This window comes from Jiella avicenniae, assembly GCF_021390325.1.
GTDB classification, from domain to species: Bacteria; Pseudomonadota; Alphaproteobacteria; order Rhizobiales; family Rhizobiaceae; genus Jiella; species Jiella avicenniae.
Map to the genome: position 1 here is coordinate 145,134 of NZ_JAJUWU010000006.1, position 20,818 is coordinate 165,951.

General features: G+C 64.9%; 13 protein-coding genes. 9 read left to right on the forward strand and 4 right to left on the reverse strand.

Translation table 11 applies throughout. From position 1 onward, the window contains the following. The first annotated feature begins 92 nt into the window (after nt 1–92). The 5 genes from LZD57_RS07530 to LZD57_RS07550 all read left to right on the forward strand — a co-directional run bounded on the left by LZD57_RS07530 (nt 93) and on the right by LZD57_RS07550 (nt 8,494). Nucleotides 93–2,963, forward strand: coding sequence for a valine--tRNA ligase (locus LZD57_RS07530; RefSeq protein ID WP_233718988.1), 2,871 nt, complete (start codon nt 93–95; stop codon nt 2,961–2,963). Between the two features lie 456 nt (nt 2,964–3,419). Then, complete coding sequence (locus LZD57_RS07535) at nt 3,420–4,082, forward strand: cytochrome c biogenesis CcdA family protein (RefSeq protein ID WP_420844770.1); 663 nt, start codon at nt 3,420–3,422, stop codon at nt 4,080–4,082. A gap of 190 nt (nt 4,083–4,272) precedes the next feature. Continuing rightward, nucleotides 4,273–5,655 (forward strand): bifunctional UDP-N-acetylglucosamine diphosphorylase/glucosamine-1-phosphate N-acetyltransferase GlmU, encoded by a 1,383-nt coding sequence (glmU, locus tag LZD57_RS07540; RefSeq protein ID WP_233718992.1) that lies wholly within the window; start codon nt 4,273–4,275, stop codon nt 5,653–5,655. 180 nt (nt 5,656–5,835) lie between these two features. Next, nucleotides 5,836–7,662, forward strand: coding sequence for a glutamine--fructose-6-phosphate transaminase (isomerizing) (glmS, locus tag LZD57_RS07545; RefSeq protein ID WP_233718994.1), 1,827 nt, complete (start codon nt 5,836–5,838; stop codon nt 7,660–7,662). A 136-nt stretch (nt 7,663–7,798) separates the two neighbouring features. Next, nucleotides 7,799–8,494 (forward strand): DUF502 domain-containing protein, encoded by a 696-nt coding sequence (locus tag LZD57_RS07550; RefSeq protein ID WP_233718995.1) that lies wholly within the window; start codon nt 7,799–7,801, stop codon nt 8,492–8,494. Nucleotides 8,495–8,497: 3 nt separating this feature from the next. Here LZD57_RS07550 and LZD57_RS07555 read toward each other — a convergent pair whose 3' ends face one another. Continuing rightward, the gene (locus tag LZD57_RS07555; protein ID WP_233718997.1) at nt 8,498–9,445 is read right to left on the reverse strand and encodes a glutaminase; all 948 of its coding nucleotides are present in this window, start codon (nt 9,443–9,445) and stop codon (nt 8,498–8,500) included. 1,419 nt (nt 9,446–10,864) lie between these two features. Here LZD57_RS07555 and LZD57_RS07560 point away from each other — a divergent pair. Continuing rightward, nucleotides 10,865–11,131, forward strand: coding sequence for a helix-turn-helix domain-containing protein (locus LZD57_RS07560; protein WP_233718998.1), 267 nt, complete (start codon nt 10,865–10,867; stop codon nt 11,129–11,131). 253 nt (nt 11,132–11,384) lie between these two features. On the opposite strand, the gene LZD57_RS07565 is transcribed toward LZD57_RS07560, so the two are convergent. Next, the gene (locus LZD57_RS07565) at nt 11,385–12,032 is read right to left on the reverse strand and encodes a hypothetical protein (protein WP_233719000.1); all 648 of its coding nucleotides are present in this window, start codon (nt 12,030–12,032) and stop codon (nt 11,385–11,387) included. A 132-nt stretch (nt 12,033–12,164) separates the two neighbouring features. On the opposite strand from LZD57_RS07565, the gene LZD57_RS07570 reads away from it, so the two are divergent. Further along, nucleotides 12,165–13,142: a hypothetical protein gene (locus tag LZD57_RS07570; protein ID WP_233719001.1), complete on the forward strand. Its 978-nt coding sequence runs from the start codon at nt 12,165–12,167 to the stop codon at nt 13,140–13,142. Between the two features lie 19 nt (nt 13,143–13,161). On the opposite strand, the gene recG is transcribed toward LZD57_RS07570, so the two are convergent. Both recG and LZD57_RS07580 read right to left on the reverse strand, forming a co-directional pair. After that, entirely contained in the window at nt 13,162–15,267 is a 2,106-nt protein-coding gene (gene recG / locus LZD57_RS07575; protein WP_233719002.1) for an ATP-dependent DNA helicase RecG, read from the reverse strand. A gap of 169 nt (nt 15,268–15,436) precedes the next feature. Next, entirely contained in the window at nt 15,437–16,516 is a 1,080-nt protein-coding gene (locus LZD57_RS07580; protein ID WP_233719004.1) for a jacalin-like lectin, read from the reverse strand. Between the two features lie 404 nt (nt 16,517–16,920). Here LZD57_RS07580 and LZD57_RS07585 point away from each other — a divergent pair, with 404 nt between their 5' ends. Then, entirely contained in the window at nt 16,921–17,256 is a 336-nt protein-coding gene (locus tag LZD57_RS07585) for an FAD assembly factor SdhE (RefSeq protein WP_233719006.1), read from the forward strand. Further along, nucleotides 17,253–20,765: a transcription-repair coupling factor gene (gene mfd / locus LZD57_RS07590; protein WP_233719007.1), complete on the forward strand. Its 3,513-nt coding sequence runs from the start codon at nt 17,253–17,255 to the stop codon at nt 20,763–20,765. The genes LZD57_RS07585 and mfd overlap by 4 nt, the downstream gene beginning before the upstream one ends. Nucleotides 20,766–20,818 lie beyond the last annotated feature (53 nt).

Here is a 20,818-nt window from a genome sequence, read left to right on the forward strand (position 1 = left end):
GTCTCGGGGCGTAGCGCCCCGCTTCGCGTTGACAGGCACGAGGTCCGGTGGCTAACCGGAGAGCGACGCGAGAAACGCTTTCTGGACATCCGATGATCGACAAGACCTATGACGCGGCCGCGATCGAGCCGCGGATCGCCGCCCGCTGGGAAGACGCCGATGCCTTCAGGGCCGGCGCCGGAGCCAAGGAAGGGGCGGAGCCCTATTCGATCGTCATCCCGCCGCCGAACGTCACCGGCTCGCTCCACATGGGGCATGCGCTCAACAACACGCTTCAAGACATCTTGATCCGTGTCCAGAGGATGCGCGGGAAGAACGTCCTCTGGCAGCCCGGTCTCGACCATGCCGGCATCGCGACGCAGATGGTCGTGGAGCGGCAGATGGCCGCGTCGGGCGAGAACGTCACCCGCCGCGAGCTCGGCCGCGAGGCCTTCATCGACCGGGTCTGGCAGTGGAAGGGCGAGTCGGGTGGCACGATCCTCGGCCAGCTGCGGCGCCTCGGCGCCTCCTGCGACTGGTCCAGAGAGCGCTTCACCATGGACGAGGGCTTGTCGAAGGCGGTCCTCCACGTCTTCGTCGAACTCTACCGCAAGGGCCTGATCTACAAGGACAAGCGGCTGGTCAATTGGGACCCCAAGTTCGAGACCGCGATCTCCGACCTGGAGGTCGAGAACCGCGAGACCGCCGGCCATATGTGGCACTTCAAATACCCGCTCGCCGGCGGCGAGACCTACGAATACGTCGAGAAGGACGAAGACGGGAACGAGATCCTGCGCGAGACGCGGGACTACATCTCGATCGCGACGACCCGGCCGGAAACGATGCTCGGCGATGGCGCCGTCGCCGTCCATCCGGACGACGAGCGCTATGCCCCGATCGTCGGCAAGCTCTGCGAAATCCCGGTCGGTCCGAAGGAGCACCGCCGGCTGATCCCGATCGTCACCGACGAATATCCCGACAGGAATTTCGGCTCCGGCGCGGTGAAGATCACCGGCGCCCACGACTTCAACGACTATCAGGTCGCAAGGCGCAATGGCATTCCCTGCTACCGGCTGATGGACGAGAGGGCGGCGATGCGGGCCGACGGCGAGCCCTATGCCGAGGCGGCCGCGAGGGCGGGCGAGATCGTCCGGTCGGGAGAGACGCCGGATGCCGGGACGGTCGACGAGATCAACCTCGTGCCGGACGAGTATCGCGGCCTCGACCGCTTCGCCGCGCGCGAAAAGGTCGTCGCCGAGATCGATGCCGAAGGCCTGATGATCAAGGTCGAGGACAAGACGATCATGCAGCCGTTCGGCGACCGCTCCGGCGTCGTCGTCGAGCCGATGCTGACCGACCAGTGGTTCGCCGACGCCAAGACGCTGGCCGAGCCGGCGATCGCCGCGGTGCGCGAGGGGCGGACGAAGTTCGTGCCCGAGAATTGGTCGAAGACCTATTACCAGTGGATGGAGAACATCGAGCCCTGGTGCATCTCGCGCCAGCTCTGGTGGGGCCACCGGATCCCGGCCTGGTACGGGCCGGATGGCTCGATCTTCGTCGAAAAGACCGAAGAGGCGGCGGTCGCCGCCGCGCTGTCGCACTACGTCGTCAACGAGACGATCACCGACGAGGAAGCCCGCGAGATGGCGGCCGATCCGCAGAAGCGCGACGGCTTCCTGAGGCGGGACGAGGACGTTCTCGACACCTGGTTCTCCTCGGCGCTCTGGCCGTTCTCGACGCTCGGCTGGCCGGACGAGACGAAGGAACTCGAAACCTACTATCCGACGTCGGCTCTCGTCACCGGTTTCGACATCATCTTTTTCTGGGTCGCCCGGATGATGATGATGGGGCTCGAATTCATGGAGAAGGAGCCCTTCGAGACCGTCTATGTCCACGCCCTCGTCCGCGACAAGGACGGCGCCAAGATGTCGAAGTCGAAGGGCAACGTCATCGATCCGCTCGACCTGATCGACGAATACGGCGCCGACGCCCTGCGCTTCACGCTCGCCATCATGGCGGCCCAGGGCCGCGACGTGAAGCTCGACCCGCAGCGCATCGCCGGCTACCGCAACTTCGGCACCAAGCTGTGGAACGCCACGCGTTTCGCCGAGATGAACGGCGCCGTGCATGGTGCGGCGCTCAGCCCGCAGAGCCTCCAGCTCCCGCTCAATCGCTGGATCGTCACCGAACTGTCGCGCACCATCGCCGAGACCGACGAGGCGCTGGCCGGCTATCGCTTCAACGACGCGGCGAGCGCCATCTACCGCTTCGTCTGGAACCTCTTCTGCGACTGGTACCTGGAGCTTTCCAAGCCGACCCTGTCCGGCGAGAACGAGGATGCTGCCGACGAGGTTCGCCACGTCACCGGCTTCGTTCTCGATCAGGTCTTCGCGCTGCTTCACCCGTTCATGCCGTTCATCACCGAGGAACTCTGGCAGGTGACGGCCGGGGAGACGGCGCGGGGCAAGCTCCTCTGCCACACCGCTTGGCCGCGGCTCGACTTTGCCGATCCGGAAGCGGCGAGCGACATCAACTGGCTGGTCGCGCTGGTCTCCGAGATCCGCTCGGTGCGGGCCGAAATGAACGTTCCGCCCGGCGCGGAAGCCGCGCTCGTCGCCGTCGATCCGGACCCCGAGACTGCCGCGCGGCTGCAGCGAAACGACCTGCAGCTCCGCCGGTTGGCCCGGCTCGGCGACGTCTCGGCCGCTCCTTCGGCGCCGGCCCAGGCCGCGCAGGTGATCGTCGCGGGCGTCACCTTCGCGCTTCCACTGGCCGGCATGATCGACGTCGAGGCCGAGCGCGCCCGGCTGACCAAGGCGAAGAAGAAGGCCGAGGACGAGATCGCCCGGATCGACAAGAAGCTCTCCAACGAGCGCTTCGTCGCCAACGCCCCGGCCGAAATCGTCGAGCAGGAGCGCGAAAAGCGCGAGGGCTACCGGCAGGAGGCCGACAAGCTGGGCGCGGCACTGGCGAGTTTGGGGTGATCGTCGGCTGGCCGTGACGAGTGAGGCCGCCTTCGCGGGGGAGGCAGGGGTCGTCGGGGCGATCTGCACGAGGTAACGGCGGCGGCCGGATCTGCGAAGAAGCATATGTGGAACCGGGGCACCCCCCTCTGCCCTTCGGGCATCTCCCCCTCAAGGGGGCAGATCGTCTGGCGTAAGACGCCACGGCAAGCGGCAGTTCGTCGCCGTCGCATCCGACGGGCGGGGGCGGGCATGAATTGTCGCAGCGGGTGATGAAGGCTTGATCTCCCCCCTTGAGGGGGAGATGCCCGGCAGGGCAGAGGGGGGTGCCTCGGCGCGGCCCTCTGCCATCAACTGCGATGTCAGCGATGCTGGCCGATCGAAAGAAGGCGCGAAACCTTGGTCGCAGATCTATCCTATCCGACGGCGGTGCTGGGCGGGGCGCTGTCCTTCCTGTCGCCCTGCGTCCTGCCGCTGGTGCCGCCCTATCTCTGCTATATGGCGGGCGTCTCGGCCGACGACCTGAAGTCCGGCCCGGCCGTCGCTACGACCGGCTATGCCCGGCTCATCGGCTCCTCGGTGATCTTCGTCCTCGGCTTTTCCACCGTCTTCGTCGCGCTCGGCGCCGGAGCGAGTTCGATCGGTCTGTTCCTCAGGCAGAACCTCGACTGGCTCGGCATCCTCGCCGGCATCGCCATCATCGTCATGGGGCTGAACTTCCTCGGCGTCTTCCGCCTGTCCTTCCTGTCGCGCGAGGCGCGGCTGCAAGCGCCGGACAAACCGCGCAGCCTTCTCGGGGCCTATCTGATGGGCCTCGCCTTCGCCTTCGGCTGGACGCCCTGCATCGGCCCCGTCCTCGGCGCCATCCTCGGTCTTGCCGGCGCCAGCGGAACCGTCGGGGAAGGCGCGGTCATGCTGGCTTTCTATTCCGCCGGCCTCGGCATTCCCTTCATCCTCGCCGCCGCCTTTTCGGGCGTCTTTCTGCGCTGGCTGAGCGGATTTCGCCGTCATCTCGGCATGGTCGAAAAGGCGATGGGCGGCCTCCTCGTCGTCACCGGCGTCCTGTTTCTCACCGGCGGCATGCAGGACATGTCCTTCTGGTTGCTCGAGACCTTCCCGGCGCTTCAGACCATCGGCTGAAACCATAAAGAGCGGCTTTGCTCGCGTTTTCGCCGGTTTCCATGCTAGAGCATGATCCCGAGAGGTGGTTGCCGGCTCTCGGAAAAAGATCATGCGGAGCAAAGAGTTAGAGTGGGATGGCGATTCGAAGAAATGCGATCTCGGTCTAAGCGCCGCCGACAATCTTCGCTGAAGTGCTCAGAGGCTGTCCATGGCTAGACGCTGCCTGTCGATCGTTCTCGCCGCGGGCGAGGGGACGCGGATGAAATCCACCCGCGCCAAGGTGTTGCACGAGGTGGCGGGGCTCGCGATGGTCCGCCACGTCGTCGCGGCTGCCGCGAAGGCGGGATCCGACCGGATCGCCGTCGTCTCCGGCAGGGACAGCGAGACGGTGATCGCCGCGGTCCGCCAGGACCGGGAGGACGCCGAGCATTTCGTCCAGGAGGAGCGGCTCGGCACCGCCCACGCCGTCCTCGCCGCGCGCGCCGCGATCGAAGCCGGGACCGACGACGTCCTCGTCCTCTTCGCCGACACGCCGCTGATCCGGCCGGAAACGCTCGCCCGCGCCCGGGCTTCGCTCATCGCTGGAACCGACATCTGCGTCATCGGCTTCCGGCCCGAGAACCCCAGCGGCTACGGCCGGCTGCTCGAACGCGACGGCGAACTGATGGCGATCCGCGAGGACAAGGACGCCAGCGAGACGGAAAAGGCCATCGACTTCTGCAATGCCGGCGTCATGGCGCTTTCCGGCGAAAAGGCGCTGGCGATCCTCGACCGGATCGGCAACGACAACGCCAAGGGCGAATACTATTTGACCGACGCCGTCGAGATCGCCCGTCGCGAGGGCCTGAAGGTCCGCGCCATCGAGGCCGAGGCCTTCGAGGTCGCCGGCGTCAACAACCGCGCCGAGCTCGCCGCCGTCGAGGCGACGTGGCAAAAGCTGCGGCGGCGCCACGCGATGATCGAGGAAGGGGTGACGCTGATCGACCCGGCCTCGGTGACCTTCGCGCACGACACGGTGCTCGGCCGGGACGTCGTCGTCGAGCCGCAGGTCGTCTTCGGGCCCGGCGTCACCGTCGGCGAGGGCGCCGTCATCCACGCCTTCTCGCACATCGTCGGGGCAAAGATTTCACCGGAAGTCTCGGTCGGCCCCTTCGCGCGGCTTCGCGAGGGCACGGAACTCGACGCCGGATCGAAGGTCGGCAATTTCTGCGAGGTCAAGAACGCCCGGCTCGGCGAGGACGCCAAGCTCAATCATCTGAGCTACGTCGGCGATGCCGAGATCGGCGCGCGCACCAATGTCGGCGCCGGCACCATTACCTGCAACTACGACGGCGCGCTGAAGCATCGCACGGTGATCGGCGCCGACGCCTTCATCGGTTCGGACACCGCCCTCGTCGCGCCGGTCAGCGTCGGCGACGGCGCCTATGTCGGAACGGGGAGCGTCATCACCGAGGACGTGCCTGCCGGAGCGCTCGCCATCGCCCGCGAGCGGCAGGTCAACAAGGAAGGGCGCGGCACGGCGATCGCCGAGCGCAACCGCGCCGCAAAGGCAGCGAAGGCCGAAAAGGCAGAAAAGGCCAGGCAGGCGTAACACGCCGTCACCAATCGTTATCCCGCGCAGGTCTATCTTCGGATACACGCAAGGCAGGCGGCGACGTTGAGCGGGCGCCGGCGGGGGTGGCGTCGGGGAGCGCCATCCGGACCGCGCAGGAAACGGGTTTTCGGGTTTTCACGAGGCCGATGCGGTCGGCCGGTCGAGCGGGGTCTTTCCATGTGCGGCATCGTCGGGATCATCAGCCGGAAGCCGGTCGCGGACCGGCTGGTCGACGCCTTGAAGCGGCTGGAGTATCGCGGCTATGATTCCGCCGGCGTCGCGACCCTGGAGAACGGCCGGCTGACCCGCCGCCGCGCCGAAGGCAAGCTGTCGAACCTCGCAACGCTGGTCGGCGAACAGCCGCTGGACGGAACCATCGGCATCGGCCACACCCGCTGGGCGACCCACGGCGTGCCGAGCGTCGCCAACGCCCATCCCCATGCGACCAAGCGCCTGGCGCTCGTCCACAACGGCATCATCGAGAACTACCGCGAACTGAAGGCCGAACTCGAAGCAGACGGCGCCGTCTTCGAGAGCCAGACCGACACCGAGATCGTCGGTCATCTCGTCAGCCGCGAACTCGACCGGGGCCTGCCGCCGAAGGAGGCCGTGCAGGCGGTGCTGGCGCGCCTCGAAGGGGCCTTCTCGCTCGCCTTCCTGTTCGACGGCGAAGAAGAGCTTCTGATCGGCGCAAGGCGCGGCAGCCCGCTTGCCGTCGGCGAGGGCGAGGGGGAGATGTTCCTCGGCTCCGACGGCATTGCCTTGTCGCCCTTCACCGACACGGTGCGCTATCTCGAGGAGGGCGACCTCGCCGTCCTCGAACACGGCCGCATCACCATCTTCGACGAGCACGGCACCGAAGTGACCCGGCCGGTCAAGCGGGCCGGCGGCAAGGCCTTCTACGTCGACAAGGGCAACTATCGCCACTTCATGCAGAAGGAGATCTACGAGCAGCCGGAGGTTCTCTCCCACACGCTCGGCGCTTTCGTCGACTTCACCACCGGCCGCACGCGGCTGCCCAAGGACCAGGCGGTCGACTTCTCCAAGGTCCGGCGCATCGCGCTGTCGGCCTGCGGCACCGGCTTCTACGCAGCCCTCGTCGGCCGCTACTATTTCGAGCGCTACGCCCGCATCCCCTGCGATCTCGACGTCGCCTCGGAGTTCCGCTACCGCGAGAGCCCGCTCGCCGACGTCGACCTCGCGCTCTTCGTCTCCCAGTCGGGCGAGACCGCCGATACGCTCGCCTCGCTGCGCTATGCCAAGGGCGAGGGGCTCGAGACGGCGGCGATCGTCAATGTCGAGGAATCGACCATCGCCCGCGAGGCCGATCACGTCTTTCCGACGCTCGCCGGCCCGGAAATCGGCGTCGCCTCCACCAAGGCCTTCACCTGCCAGCTGATGGCGCTGGCGGCGCTCGCCATCAAGGCCGGCGTCGACCGGGGCGTCATCGCGCCGGAGCGGGAGACCGAGCTGACCCGCATCCTCGCCGAGGCGCCGCGCCTCGCCAACGAGGCGATCCGGCTGGAAGGGGCGATCGAGGCCCTGTCCCGCAGAATGGCGACGAAGAAGCACGCTTTGTTCCTCGGCCGCGGCTTTTCCTATCCGCTGGCGCTGGAAGGCGCGCTGAAGCTGAAGGAGATCAGCTACATCCACGCCGAGGGCTATGCGGCCGGCGAATTGAAGCACGGGCCGATCGCGCTGATCGACGAGACCATGCCCGTCGTCGTCATCGCGCCCCACGACCGCAGCTTCGAAAAGACCGCCTCGAACGTCCAGGAAGTGGCGGCCAGAGGCGGCGAGATCGTCCTCTTCACAGACGCCAAGGGCGCTGCGAGCGGCATCGTCGACGGGGCCGAGCTGATCGTCCTGCCGGACATGCCGGAGATCCTGACGCCGATCGTCTACGCCATCCCGCTGCAGCTTCTCGCCTATCACACGGCGATCCAGATGGGCACCGACGTCGACCAGCCGCGCAACCTCGCCAAGTCGGTCACCGTCGAATAGTCGTCATCGCTGCCGGCCTATGCTGCGGCTGCGAAAGTCGGCTTGCATTCCCTTCGTCGGGGAACGATGATTCCGGCCGGCGGTTGATGTGCGGCGCGGCCGCATGGGATGCAGGCCGAAGGGTGGCGATCACGGCATGATGCGGCTGAGAAACTACTTCCTGACGGGATTCATCGTCTGTGCGCCGCTGGCGATCACCGCTTGGATCACCTGGTCCTTCATGGGCTGGGTGGATTCCTGGGTGAAGCCCTACATCCCGGCGCGCTACTGGCCGGATGCCTACCTTCCTTTCGCCATTCCGGGCTTCGGCCTCGTCGTCGCGCTGATCCTGATCACGCTGATCGGCTTTCTGACCGCCAACATCATCGGACGCACCATCATCTCGTGGGGCGAGCGGCTCCTGTCGCGCACGCCGCTGGTGCGCACGGTCTACATGGCGCTGAAGCAGATCTTCGAGACGGTGCTCGCCGATCGCTCCACCTCCTTCAAGACCGCCGCGCTGATGGAATATCCGCGCAAGGGGGTCTGGTGCGTCGTCCTCGTCGCGACCGATGCGCGCGGCGAAATCGCCAAGGTCCTGGCCGACGAATCCGACGAGATGATCGCCGTCTTCCTGCCGCCGGCGCCCAACCCGACATCGGGCTTCCTCCTGTTCGTGCCGCGCAAGGACTTGCGCATCCTCGACATGAGCATCGAGAACGCCCTGAAGCTCGTCGTCTCCTCCGGCCTCGTCAGCCCGGACGATCCGGCCGCCAAGGTCTCGATCGACGAGGCGGCGAAGATCGTCGCCGCGCGCCACCGCCGGGAGCGCGAGATCGAGCCGGCGGAATAGGCCTCAGCCGTCCGCCATCGTCGGCGCCCCGAACACCGACCAGCCCATGCGGGCGGTGAGCTTTTCGAGCGCGATGCGGCCGAGATGGGAGTTGCCCGAAGCGTCGAGCCCCGGCGACCAGACCGCCACCGAGGCCTTGCCGGGGACGATGGCGAGGATCGCGCCGCCGACGCCGCTCTTGCCCGGCAGACCGACGCGGTAGGCGAACTCGCCCGAGCCGTCGTAATGGCCGCAGGTCAGCATGATGGCGTTGATGCGCCGGGCGCGCTCGGCCGTCACCACCGAATGGCCGGTGGCGGGGTTCCTGCCCTGATGGGCGAGGAAGCTGCCGGCTTTCGCCAACTGGCGGGCGGTCATGGCGATGGCGCAGTGGTGGAAATAGACCCCGAGCACGTAGTCCACGGTGTTCTCGATGACGCCGAAACCCTTCATGAAGTTCGCCAGCGCCCGGTTGTTGAAGCCGCTGCGCTCCTCCGAGGCGGCCACCGCCCGGTCGATGTGGACGCCGTCGTCGTCGGCGAGGAACTGCAGGAAGCGCAGGATCTCGCCCAGCGCCTCGCGCGGCTGGTGGCCGGACAGGATCGTGTCGGTGACGGCGATCGCCCCGGCATTGATGAAGGGATTGCGCGGAATGCCGCGCTCCTGCTCGAGCTGGACGATCGAGTTGAACCGTGAGCCCGAGGGTTCGCGGCCCACCCGGTTCCACAGGCGGTCGCCTGCCAGACCCAGAGCGAGGGTCAGGGTGAAGACCTTCGAGACGCTCTGGATCGAAAACGACGTCCCGCAATCGCCGCCGCAGACGGTGCTGCCGTCCTCGAGCGCCACGGCGATGGCGAACTGGTTCGGATCGACCCGCCCGAGCTCCGGGATGTAGGTCGCCACAGTGCCGCGATCGGGCCGCGCGGCCATCTCCGCGGCGATCTCGGCGACGACGGTTTCGAGCTGGGGCATGGCGGTGTCCCTTCGGGGCGTTTCGGGGGCGGGCGTCGAGCTCCCTGTTTGCTCGTCCTGGGAGGAGACCCGCCGCTCACCCCCCTCTGCCCTGCCGGGCATCTCCCCCACAAGGGGGGAGATCGACCGAGCGTCGCCGCCGCGGCCAATCGCACCCGTCTCGATCCCGGCGTACGGTCGCCGGCTCGCCGCCATCGACGCCGCCTGATCTCCCCCCTTGCGGGGAAGATGCCGCCCTTCGACAGGCTCAGGAGGCAGAGGGGGTGCCTTGGCGCGGCCCGCGACCAGCGGCGCATCCCGTGCCAAAACCCCCGGCGGCGCGATGCGCCCCGGTTTCGCCCATGCGATGCGCCCCGTCCCGAAGGAGGGGACCGATCCTGTCGCCGCCCACCCGGCGGGCGGACAGCGGAACGCCGGAGGCGAGCCCTCCGAATATTCGATTGTTACGGCCCGCCTCCGGCGTTCCGCGCGATGTCTTTGCGGGCCCTTCAACCTCGCGCATCCTGTCCGGCGCTTCGCTCTCACGAGAGCGCCGACCTCGAACGCGTCCGACCGGCTGCCGACGCTTCACCCGCCGCGCCTTTTCAGCACGGCGACCTCAAGCGGACCGATCCGCACCCGCGCCGTATTACGCGAGGGGTCGGCGGAGCCAGAGCCCGTCCGGGATGCGACGATCCTCCGGAAGGACGTAGCACCGCGGACACCGCCCGCCTTCCCGAACGATCCCGGCGATCGTCCGTGTCCCTCCGGGAAGACGGCGAGGGGATTGTGCGCGGGGTGGGAGGGGGCGGGGATAAGTTGGGCGGTCAAGAGAATGTGATCTGGCGCGAAGGCCTCGCAGGACAGTGTCTTGTTGGAAGGAGCAGGGCAGAACAGACCACAGGCTTCCCCCGCTTCGTCATCCTCGTGCGCCAGCACGGGGATCCATGCCGGAACGGTTACCGGGCCGGTGCGGCGCATTGAAGAGGGCTTTGTCCGGAATTAAACTGCTCGGAAAGCGGCACAGGATCCCCGACCCTGCGGGCCGAGGATGACGAAGCGCTTCATCGGGGCAGGATGGCCGCGACCCTCTCCGCTTCGTCATTCTCGGGCCCCGTCCCGAGAATCCAGAGATCGTGGGGCTGCTTCCGTTTCAACCGCAAAGGGCGGACGCCCCCGACCTTGCGGCGGTTGCCCCTGGATTCTCGGGACGGGGCCCGAGAATGACGACGCGGTGTTGACGGCGCCTGTCCTTCCACGGGACAGTTGATGCGAGCCATGCGACACCGCCACCTTGGGTAACTCCTTGCCAATTTGTCATGCCTGTGGCGTCCTCTCGGAGCCGGGGAGGTCGGCTCACCGTCTGCGTTTGTACCGTGCGCGAGGACGGTCTTCGCGTGATCTCGATTCGCAAGGCGAACGAAGGCGAGGTGAAGAGCTATGGATGATATCGACGACGACAACCCGGACTGGAGCGACTTTCCCGCCGCGCCGCTCGACCATGCCGCCAAGCTGAAGGCGACGCGCGCCCGGCTTGCTGCCAGCCAAGCCGACTTTGCCGCCCTCCTTCAGGTTCCGACCGCGACGCTCCGAAACTGGGAGCAGCGCCGGACGAAGCCGGACGCTTTGGGGCTGGCGATGATCGATCTCGTTTATGATGATCCGGAGGGGATGGCGGAGCGATTGCGAGGGAAGAGGGTTGCGTGAGGGGCTCACTAATCAGATACGGCACCCAACTCAATTATACTGTTCGGCGTTGTCAAAAGGGACGAGCGCCGTCCTCACTCCTTCGTCATACTCTCGCGCAAGAATGAAGTTCATCATGGTACGGAACTCATCTCGTAGCGGCATAATGAAAGAGGCTCATTCGGCATCCAGAATAATCACGAAGTGCTGAGCCATGGACCTGAATTGGCCAGGACGAAGATTGCGAGCCGGGGAGCCATCCTCCGGACCTTCTTTACTTGTGAGGCAGCGTTACCATATTTGCGAAATCTATCGGTATTACGTGTATTTTTTTTATGAATTGCAATTCCGATGGATATTCTTTACCTTTATTTACTGTATGGCTCGCATCTTGAGCGATGAGAACGAAAGTTAGAAGAGCTAGCATGCATAGCACTGCAAAAATTGATAAGTATTTCGTGAAACGAAAAATTGGCTCACCTCTCTTCACGCGCTTCCACTCAAATTTCAGAAGATCTTTCGATGATTGCAAAAATTCGGCCTCGATAAGAGATACGTTCTCGGGCGTAAGCGAGTTGTTGGACGTCGATAGAGCCTCAAATTTCTTCATAGAATTTAACAATCGCTTTGCGGGTTTTTCATCGATGTTGATCCGCAAAATGATGCCATGGCTGGCTTCGTTGAGTAGTTTATAAATCGGAATAAGATCAATATTGTTCTCTTTTCTAGATTTCATCAAACGGATTGCATCTGAGATGGCGTTTATATTCGCTAAATACGAGACGAGACATTTCCTTAATTCATCAATCCATATCTGTCGAAACTCAGAGACTTTTTGTTCTTTGCTTATGATCAAGCCTAGCAATGATACAAGGCCTGCAATTATCGCGGCTCCGACCGCCCCGATGCTTATCTCGCTCATAAATCAATTCGCCGACGTTGAATTTTCGGATTGAATACCCTTGATACAGGCTTGGGCTGCAGTCCACAAATAGGCGTATGAGCTAGGTAGAATCGCATTGACATAGTGCCGAGTTAGGGGGGGTATGGGTATATGGCGGAAAATTTGACGTTCCATTTCGAGGGGGCGCTAGCTGAAACCCATCAAATGAATTTTTATGAAGCCGCTCGATTTCAGTATGCCGCTGCACGCCTAATGGTAAAGTTAGCCCAATTCCGGCGGGCTGGAAAATTTGTACAGAAAATTACAAATAATTCAAACTTCAACATTAACCTGAAAAGCCAAGAAGATGGATCGTTTAATATAAATATTGAGGATGAGGGGCAGTCTCAAAAAGAAGAGAAATTTGTCGATGTTTCTCTTGCAGATTTAGTGGCTTATGTGAGTGAGAGAGTCATCGAAAAAATTGACGAATCAAGTGTATCGAGTTCGGCATTGGCGAAGCTTGGTGATATAACAGATTCTGATCATGGTGACTCTAGTACTATCCTTACAAGGCTAATACAAGAGGTTGATGAAGGGCGGACCTCCTTGTCTGATCTTCCTGAACAAGTCCGTGAGCTGGTTAAGCGCCGAGTTGCAGAAACGTATCGCGAACGAAGGTTATCAGAGAGCAAGGCAGCGATTTCTAAGATTGACTTCGCCAGAAGTCAAAAGCTAATCGCGATGTCTGCCCCTTTGATGAGTGAAATGGCTACAGCGCTTCGCAAAAGTGCTAATACCCTTGAGGTCACTTCGTCAGTTGGAGCGGAAAATAATTCCGTACTTTTTTTGAACCGTCAGATGGCGCAGGAGATTGAGACCGCTTCTGTTGATAAGGATATAACGCCGCTTCTGGGTGATATTACGCAATTTAATAAAGATAACGGTTGGGGAAAGCTAAAGATCGCAAACGTAGCTAAGGCGGTGAGTTTTAGTATTCCGTATGATATACTGCCTGCAATAAAATCAACCATAATCGAAAATATGAAAAAAGATTTAGTGTATCTACAGACATATTTTGTCCGGGACCGGTCCGACGAGCTAATTCGATTAATCGCAGTTGGGGTGTTGCCTACTCCAAAGCAGTAAAAGTGCGGGAAGGATTATCTCACCCCGACCGCAGCAACCGAACCGCCTCGTCCTTCCCGAACAGATAGAGCAGCGCCCTGAGCGCCTCGCCTCGTTCGCCTTTCAGCGCCGGGTCCTTCGCCAGCACCAGCCGGGCGTCGTCCCGCGCGACCTCCATCAGGTCGGCGTGGTGCTCCGTGCGGGCGATGCGGAAGAAGGGCAGGCCCGATTGCTGGGTGCCTAGGAGGTCGCCTTCGCCCCTGAGTTTCAGGTCTTCCTCGGCGATGCGGAAGCCGTCTTCGGTCTCGCGCATGACTTTGAGGCGCGCGGCGGCGGTTTCGCCGAGCGGGCCGCGATAGAGGAGGACGCAGGAGGAGGGCTTGTCGCCGCGGCCGACCCTTCCCCGCAATTGATGGAGCTGGGAGAGGCCGAAGCGTTCGGCGTGTTCGATGACGATGATCGTCGCCTCCGGCACGTCGACGCCGACCTCGATGACGGTGGTTGCGACGACGAGGCGCTTTTCGCCGCGCTTGAAGGCGCCCATGACGGCGTCCTTCTCCTCGGCGTTCATCCGGCCATGGACGACGCCGACGGTCTCCGGGCCGAACACCTCGGCAAGCTGGCGGCCGCGCTCCTCGGCGGCCATCAGGTCGCTCTTGTCGCTTTCCTCGACCAGCGGGCAGACCCAGTAGACCCTTTGGCCGCCGGCAATGGCGTTGCCGATCCGCTCGACCACCTCCTCGATGCGGTCGGTGGGCAGCGCCACGGTGGCGATGGGTTTGCGGCCCTTCGGCTTTTCGGCAAGGCGCGAGACTTCCATGTCACCGAAGGCCGAGAGGACGAGGGTGCGCGGGATGGGCGTCGCGGTCATGACGAGGAGATCGGCGCCGCGGCCCTTTCTGGTCAGGGAGAGGCGCTGATGGACGCCGAAACGGTGCTGCTCGTCGACGATGACCAGGCCGAGATCGCCATAGGCGACGTCCTCCTGAAAGAGGGCGTGGGTGCCGATGACGATGTCGGTCTCGCCCTTGGCAATGGCGTCGAGCTTGGCGGTGCGGGCGCGGCCGTTGTCGCGGCCGGTGAGGAGGGTCATCGAAAGGCCGGCGACCTCGGCGAGTTTGGAGAGCCCGGCGAAATGCTGGCGGGCGAGGATCTCGGTCGGGGCGAGCAGCGCCGACTGGCAGCCGGAGCCGGCCGCCACCGCCATCGCCATCAGCGCCACGACCGTCTTGCCGGCGCCGACGTCGCCCTGAAGGAGGCGCAGCATGCGCTCCGGCTCGGCCATGTCGGCGGCGATCTCGGCGAAGGCCTGGTCCTGGCCATTCGTGAGGGCAAAGGGCAGGGCGGCGCGGACTTTTGCGAGCCGGCCGGCGGGATCGGTCATCGCCCGGCCGGGCACCGCCTTCTGGTTCTGGCGGGAGAGGGCGAGGGCGAGCTGGCTCGCCAGATATTCGTCATAGGCGATGCGGCGCCAGGCGGGGCTTTCGGGGGAGATGTCGGCGGTGTCCGCCGGGTCGTGCAGGCGCGTCAGGGCCTCGCCGAAAGCCGGAAAGCCCTGCTGCCTGACGACCGTCGGCTCGATCCATTCGGCAAAGGCGGGCACGCGCTCCAGCGCCTGGCCGATCGCCTTGCGCAGCACCTTGCCCGAGAGGCCGGCCGTCATCGGATAGACCGGCTCGACGAGGCTCATGGTCTCGGCCCGCTCGAGGCTGGCGACGAAATCGGGATGGACCATGGAGGGCCGGCCGTTGAACCACTCGACCTTGCCGGAGACGATCATCGTCTCGCCGACGGGCAGCAGCTTGTCCATCCAGGCCGGCTGCGCGCGAAAATAGGTGAGCGCGATCTCGCCGGTCTCGTCCTGCGCGAACACCCGGTAGGGCTGGGACCGCTGCTCCCGGCCGGGCGGCTGGTGCCGGTCGATGCGCACGGTGAGAGTGACGATCGCGCCCTCTGGCGCGGTGGCGATCTCGGCGCGCTTCCTCCGGTCGACGAGGCCGGTGGGGAGGTGGAAGACGAGGTCGCGGATGCGCAGCGTCTCGCCGGGGCGCACCAGCAGCGTCTGCAACAGGCCGGCGAGCTTCGGCCCGACGCCGTCGAGGGTGGTGACGGATGCAAACAGGGGGTCGAGGAGGGACGGGCGCATGGGCCGAAGGTTTGGTCCGAACGATGCCGGATGGCAAGGCTGCGGCCGCCGTTCTCCAAGGCGTCCGGCGGAAGGCGGACCTCGTTCCCGGCAAGTCCGATGCGCGTCTCGAAGCCGGCCGACGGGCGAGCGAGGGATGCCTCGCCCGTCTCCTCGGATGCGGTGCCGTTCAACTGCGGCCGGTGTTGGCGACGGCCAGCTTCCGAAGCTCCCGTTCCGGAATATCCTCGATCGACTGGGTCGCGACGATGTTTCGCGCGATGACGTCGCCGGAAAATTCCGCTTTCAGAGTGAAGACCTCCCGCCGCTTCGATTCGTCTTCTGCCGTCGGATCGTGAAGGACGACGTCATAGGTGAAGGGGATCCGCTCGATCCGTTTGGTGTAGACGGAGACCGTGCAGATCGACCTCTTGTTGGCCGGGCAGGCGAAATTGATCGCCCATTCCAGGGTGACGGCTTCGGATTTTTCGGAGCTCCGCCCGTAGGTGAAGGTCTGCTCGAATTCGAACTTCGAGGTGGCCGAGAATTCCCCGACGCCGACCGTCGCCTTGGCCGTCGCGCTCAGACCGTAGAGGAGCCGCGTCGTCCCGCCCCAATTGGTGGCCGTCCGGTTCGTCACGGTCGCCGAATGCTTGAAGCTCTGCAGGACCTCGGTCTGGGAGGGATTGTCGAAGATCATCTGATCGAGGACGCGCAGCTCCGGGTCCTTGACGCTTGCGGCAAAGGCGGAGGGATCGATCTGGACGTTTTCGATGGTGGCGACGCGGCCGAAGTTGAAACGCAGCTTGTCGACGCGTTTGTCCGCCTTGCCGGAGATCGATCGGAGCATCAGGCCCGGCGGCGCGACGACTTCCCGCGTGACGCCGTTCTTGCGCCCGAAGAGTTCGGATCGCTGCACGTTGCCCTCGGAGTCGGGCATGCGGGCGAAGAACTGGATCTGGTCGATGACGCCGCTGACGCGCGCCTGAACCCGATCGATCACGTTGCCGGGATCGAGTTCGAAAACGCCTTCCTCGCCGCCGGTACCGCCATGCGGCTCGCCGGGAATCCAGCCGTAATAGACTTTTATGCTGTCGATCTGCGCCCCGTAGTGCAGCTCGATCCGCGTGATCGGCCCCATCACGATCGTCGAATTCGGATCGCTCCAGTCACGACCGCCGTCGCCGCCGATCGTGGCGGAGTATTTCGTCTCGAGTAGCGCCTCGTTGATCTTCGTCACGTCACTCAGATTGCTGATGCCTTCAGTCATCGGCCCAAGCCTCTAGCGCGTCTTCACCCCACCATGCAGCATTGCATGCAATTTTCAGACTAGAGCAAGCTCGAGTTTTCGGCAAGTCATGTCGCGCGTAGAAGAGGCAATATGGCGGGGTCATGTGAATGTTTTTCTGAAGACCGCAAATTTTCCATAGTCGTCGTTCGCGTCGTCCAATAATTCGTCGATCTGACTCTGCGGTATGAGGCGGGATGCCGCGGTGGCCGTCGTCACGGGCATCGCATCAGCTCGCATGACAGCGAGTGGCGGCCCGGACAGCCCGGAAGCGGGTTTCCTCGGGCTCGTCTTGCGATCGCGAGGCTGACAGCCGGAAGCTCCGAGCCTATATCGAAGGCTCGACTTCGACCCGTCCACACATCTCTTTTCGGCATTCGACAATCATGACAGGCATGCAGCGCTCATCGAGCGATCTCGACATTCGCCGCCGCAAGGCGCTGTTCCGCTCGTGGCATCGCGGGATAAGGGAGATGGATCTGGTGCTCGGACAGTTCGCCGATGCGAAGATCGCGTCGCTGAGCGAGCAAGAGCTGGGCGACTACGAGCTTTTGATGGAAGCGCAGGATCGCGACATCTTTTCGTGGCTGACGGGGGAGGCGGAAACGCCGGAGAATTTCGACACGCCGGTGTTCCGGCAGATCCGCGAATTCCATGTGGGCGGCGACAAGCCGGGCGAGTTGGCGGTGGGCGCGGAGCGCATTCCGGAGGCGTCGAAGTGAGCCTGCCGGAGACCCTGAAGAAGGCGCTGGAAAAGGACGGCGCGCTCGACGTCGGCGGCGTGGTGGAGGGCTCCGAAGCCTTCGTCCTCGCCGACGTCGCGCGCCACCGGGCGAAGAAGCGGCCGCTGGTCTTCGTCATGCGCGACGGCAGCCGGATGGCGGAGGTCGAGGAGGCGCTGAAATTCGTCGCGCCGGAGCTGCCCGTCCTGACGCTGCCGGCCTGGGACTGCCTGCCCTACGACCGCGTCGGCCCGTCCTCCGAGGCGGCCGCGCGGCGGCTGGCGGCGATGGCGGCGCTGACCTCGCTGCGCGAAGATCCGCACCGGGCGGTGATCCTGACGACGGCCAATGCGCTTCTCCAGAAGATGCCGCCGGCCGAGGTTCTCGGAATGGAGGCGATCTCGGTCGGGGCCGGCGGCCAGATGCCGATGGAAAAGATCGTCACGGCGCTCACCCATGGCGGCTTCGAGCGGGTCTCGACGGTGCGCGAGCGCGGCGAATATGCGGTGCGCGGCGGCATTCTCGAGGTCTTCGCGCCGGGCGCCGAGGAGCCGGTGCGGCTCGACTTCTTCGGCGACACGCTGGAGACGGTGCGCGCCTTCGATCCGGCGAGCCAGCGCACGACGAAGCAGCTGAAGCGCTTCGAGCTGTCGCCGGTGTCCGAGGTGACGCTGCGCGAGGAGACGATCAGCCGCTTCCGCACGAACTACATCAAGCGTTTCGGCGCCGCCCAAAGAGGCGATGCGCTGTACGAATCCATCTCCGAGGGCAAGCGCTTTGCCGGCATGGAGCACTGGCTGCCGCTGTTCTACGAGCGGCTCGACACGCTGTTCGACTATGCCCGGGGCTTTGCCTTCGTGCTCGACCATCTGACGATGGAATCCGTCGCCGAACGGCGCACGCTGATCGTCGACCACTACGAGGCGAGGAAGCGCGGCGGCACGGAATCCTTCGGCGAAGGGGGCGTGCCCTATCATCCGGTCGAGCCGGACGCGCTCTATCTCAGCGAGGACGAGCTTTCGGGCGGCCTCGCCAGCGTCGAGCCGGTGCGGCTGTCGGCCTATGGCGTGTCGGACGTGATCGGGCGGAAGGCCTTCAATCTCGACTACAGGCGCGGCCGCAACTTCTCCACCGAGCGCACCGCCGAGGGCGTCAACGTCTTTGCCGAGGCGGTGAACCACGTGGCCAAGCTCCGCGCGGACGGCCGGCGGGTGCTGCTCGCCGGCTGGACGGAAGGCTCGCGCGAGCGGCTGACCCAAGTGATGGAGGAACACGGCCTCGGCTCGATCAAGACGGTCGAGAATCTGAAACAGGTCCGCGAGGCGCCGAAGAACTTCGTCGTCACGGCGGTGCTCGGGCTCGAGGCGGGCTTCGAGAGCGACGATCTCGTCGTCGTCGCCGAGCAGGACATTCTCGGCGACCGGCTGGTCCGGCGCGGGCGTCGGCGGCGCAAGAACTCCGATTTCATCTCGGAAGTCTCCGGTCTCGACGAGGGCGACATCGTCGTCCATGTCGATCACGGCATCGGCCGCTTCGTCGGGCTGAAGACCATCGAGGCGGCGGGCGCGCCGCACGACTGTCTGGAACTCAGATATCAAGGCGACGACCGGCTGTTCCTGCCGGTGGAAAACATCGAGCTCCTGTCGCGCTATGGCGGCGAGGGGACGGAGGCGACCCTCGATCGGCTGGGCGGGGGCGCCTGGCAGGCGCGCAAGGCCAAGCTGAAGAAGAAGCTGCTCGACATGGCGGGCGGCCTCATCAAGATCGCCGCCGAGCGTGAGATGCGCGGCGCGCCGCGGCTGCTGCCGCCCGAGGGCCTGTGGGACGAATTCGCCGCGCGCTTCCCCTACGAGGAGACCGAGGATCAGCTCGGCGCGATCGATTCGGTCACCGACGATCTCGCCGCCGGCAAGCCGATGGACCGCCTGGTCTGCGGCGACGTCGGCTTCGGCAAGACGGAGGTGGCGCTGCGCGCCGCCTTCGTCGCGGCGATGAACGGGCTGCAGGTGGCCGTCGTCGTGCCGACGACGCTGCTCGCCCGCCAGCACTACAAGACCTTTGCGGAGCGTTTCCGGGGCCTGCCGATCCAGGTCGGCCAGGCCTCGCGGCTGGTGACGGCGAAGGAGTTGGCCGGCGTCAAGAAGGGCATCGCCGACGGGACGCTCGACATCGTCGTCGGCACCCACGCGCTGCTCGGCAAGGCGGTGAACTTCAAGTCGCTCGGGCTTCTCATCATCGACGAGGAGCAGCATTTCGGCGTCAAGCACAAGGAACGGCTGAAGGAGCTGAAGTCGGACGTCCACGTCCTGACGCTGTCGGCCACGCCGATCCCGCGGACGCTGCAGCTGGCGCTCACCGGCGTGCGCGAACTCTCGCTGATCACCACGCCGCCGGTCGACCGCATGGCCGTGCGCACCTTCGTCTCGCCCTTCGATGCCATGGTGGTGCGCGAGACGCTGCTGCGCGAGCGCTACCGTGGCGGCCAGAGCTTCTACGTCTGCCCGCGCGTGTCGGACCTCGCCTCGGTCAAGGAGTTCCTCGACACCCACGTGCCGGAGCTGAAGGTCGCCGTCGCCCACGGCCAGATGGCGGCGGGCGAACTCGACGACATCATGAACGCCTTCTACGAGGGCCAGTACGACGTGCTGCTCGCGACGACCATCGTCGAATCCGGCCTCGACATCCCGACGGCCAACACGCTGATCGTTCACCGCGCCGACATGTTCGGCCTCGCGCAGCTCTACCAGATCCGCGGCCGCGTCGGCCGGTCGAAGCAGCGCGCCTATGCGCTGCTCACCCTGCCGGCCAACAAGACGCCGACCAAGGGCGCCGACCGGCGGCTGAAGGTGCTGCAGTCGCTGGATACGCTCGGCGCCGGCTTCCAGCTCGCCTCCCACGATCTCGACCAGCGCGGCGCCGGCAATCTCCTCGGCGACGAGCAGTCCGGCCACATCAAGGAGGTCGGCTTCGAGCTCTACCAGCAGATGCTGGAAGAGGCCGTGGCGGAGATGAAGGGCACCGAATCCGAGAGCAACGGCCAGTGGTCGCCGCAAATCAGCCTCGGCACCGCGGTGATGATCCCGGAGCACTACGTCCCCGACCTGCAGCTTCGGATGACGCTCTATCGCCGGCTCGCCGATCTCGGCGATGCCCGCGAGATCGACGGCTTCGGCGCCGAGTTGATCGACCGCTTCGGCCCGCTGCCCCCCGAGGTCGAGCATCTGTTGAAGGTCGTCTTCATCAAGGCGCTCTGCCGCAAGGCCAACATCGAGAAGCTCGACGCCGGTCCGAAGGGCGTCGTCATCACCTTCCGCGACAAGAACTTCGCCAACCCGGCGGCGCTGGTGCGCTACATCGGCGAGCAGGGGGCCTCGGCGAAGATCCGGCCGGACCAGTCGATCGTCCTCATCCGCGACTGGCCGACGCCGGAAAAGCGGCTGAACGGCGCTGCGACGGTGGCGACCAATCTCGCGCGGTTCGTCGACGAGGGGCAGAAACAGGCGGCCTGAGGGAGGGCGCCGAGGGCCTCGCCATCGTATCGGGGAGACCGCGATGCCTTGCG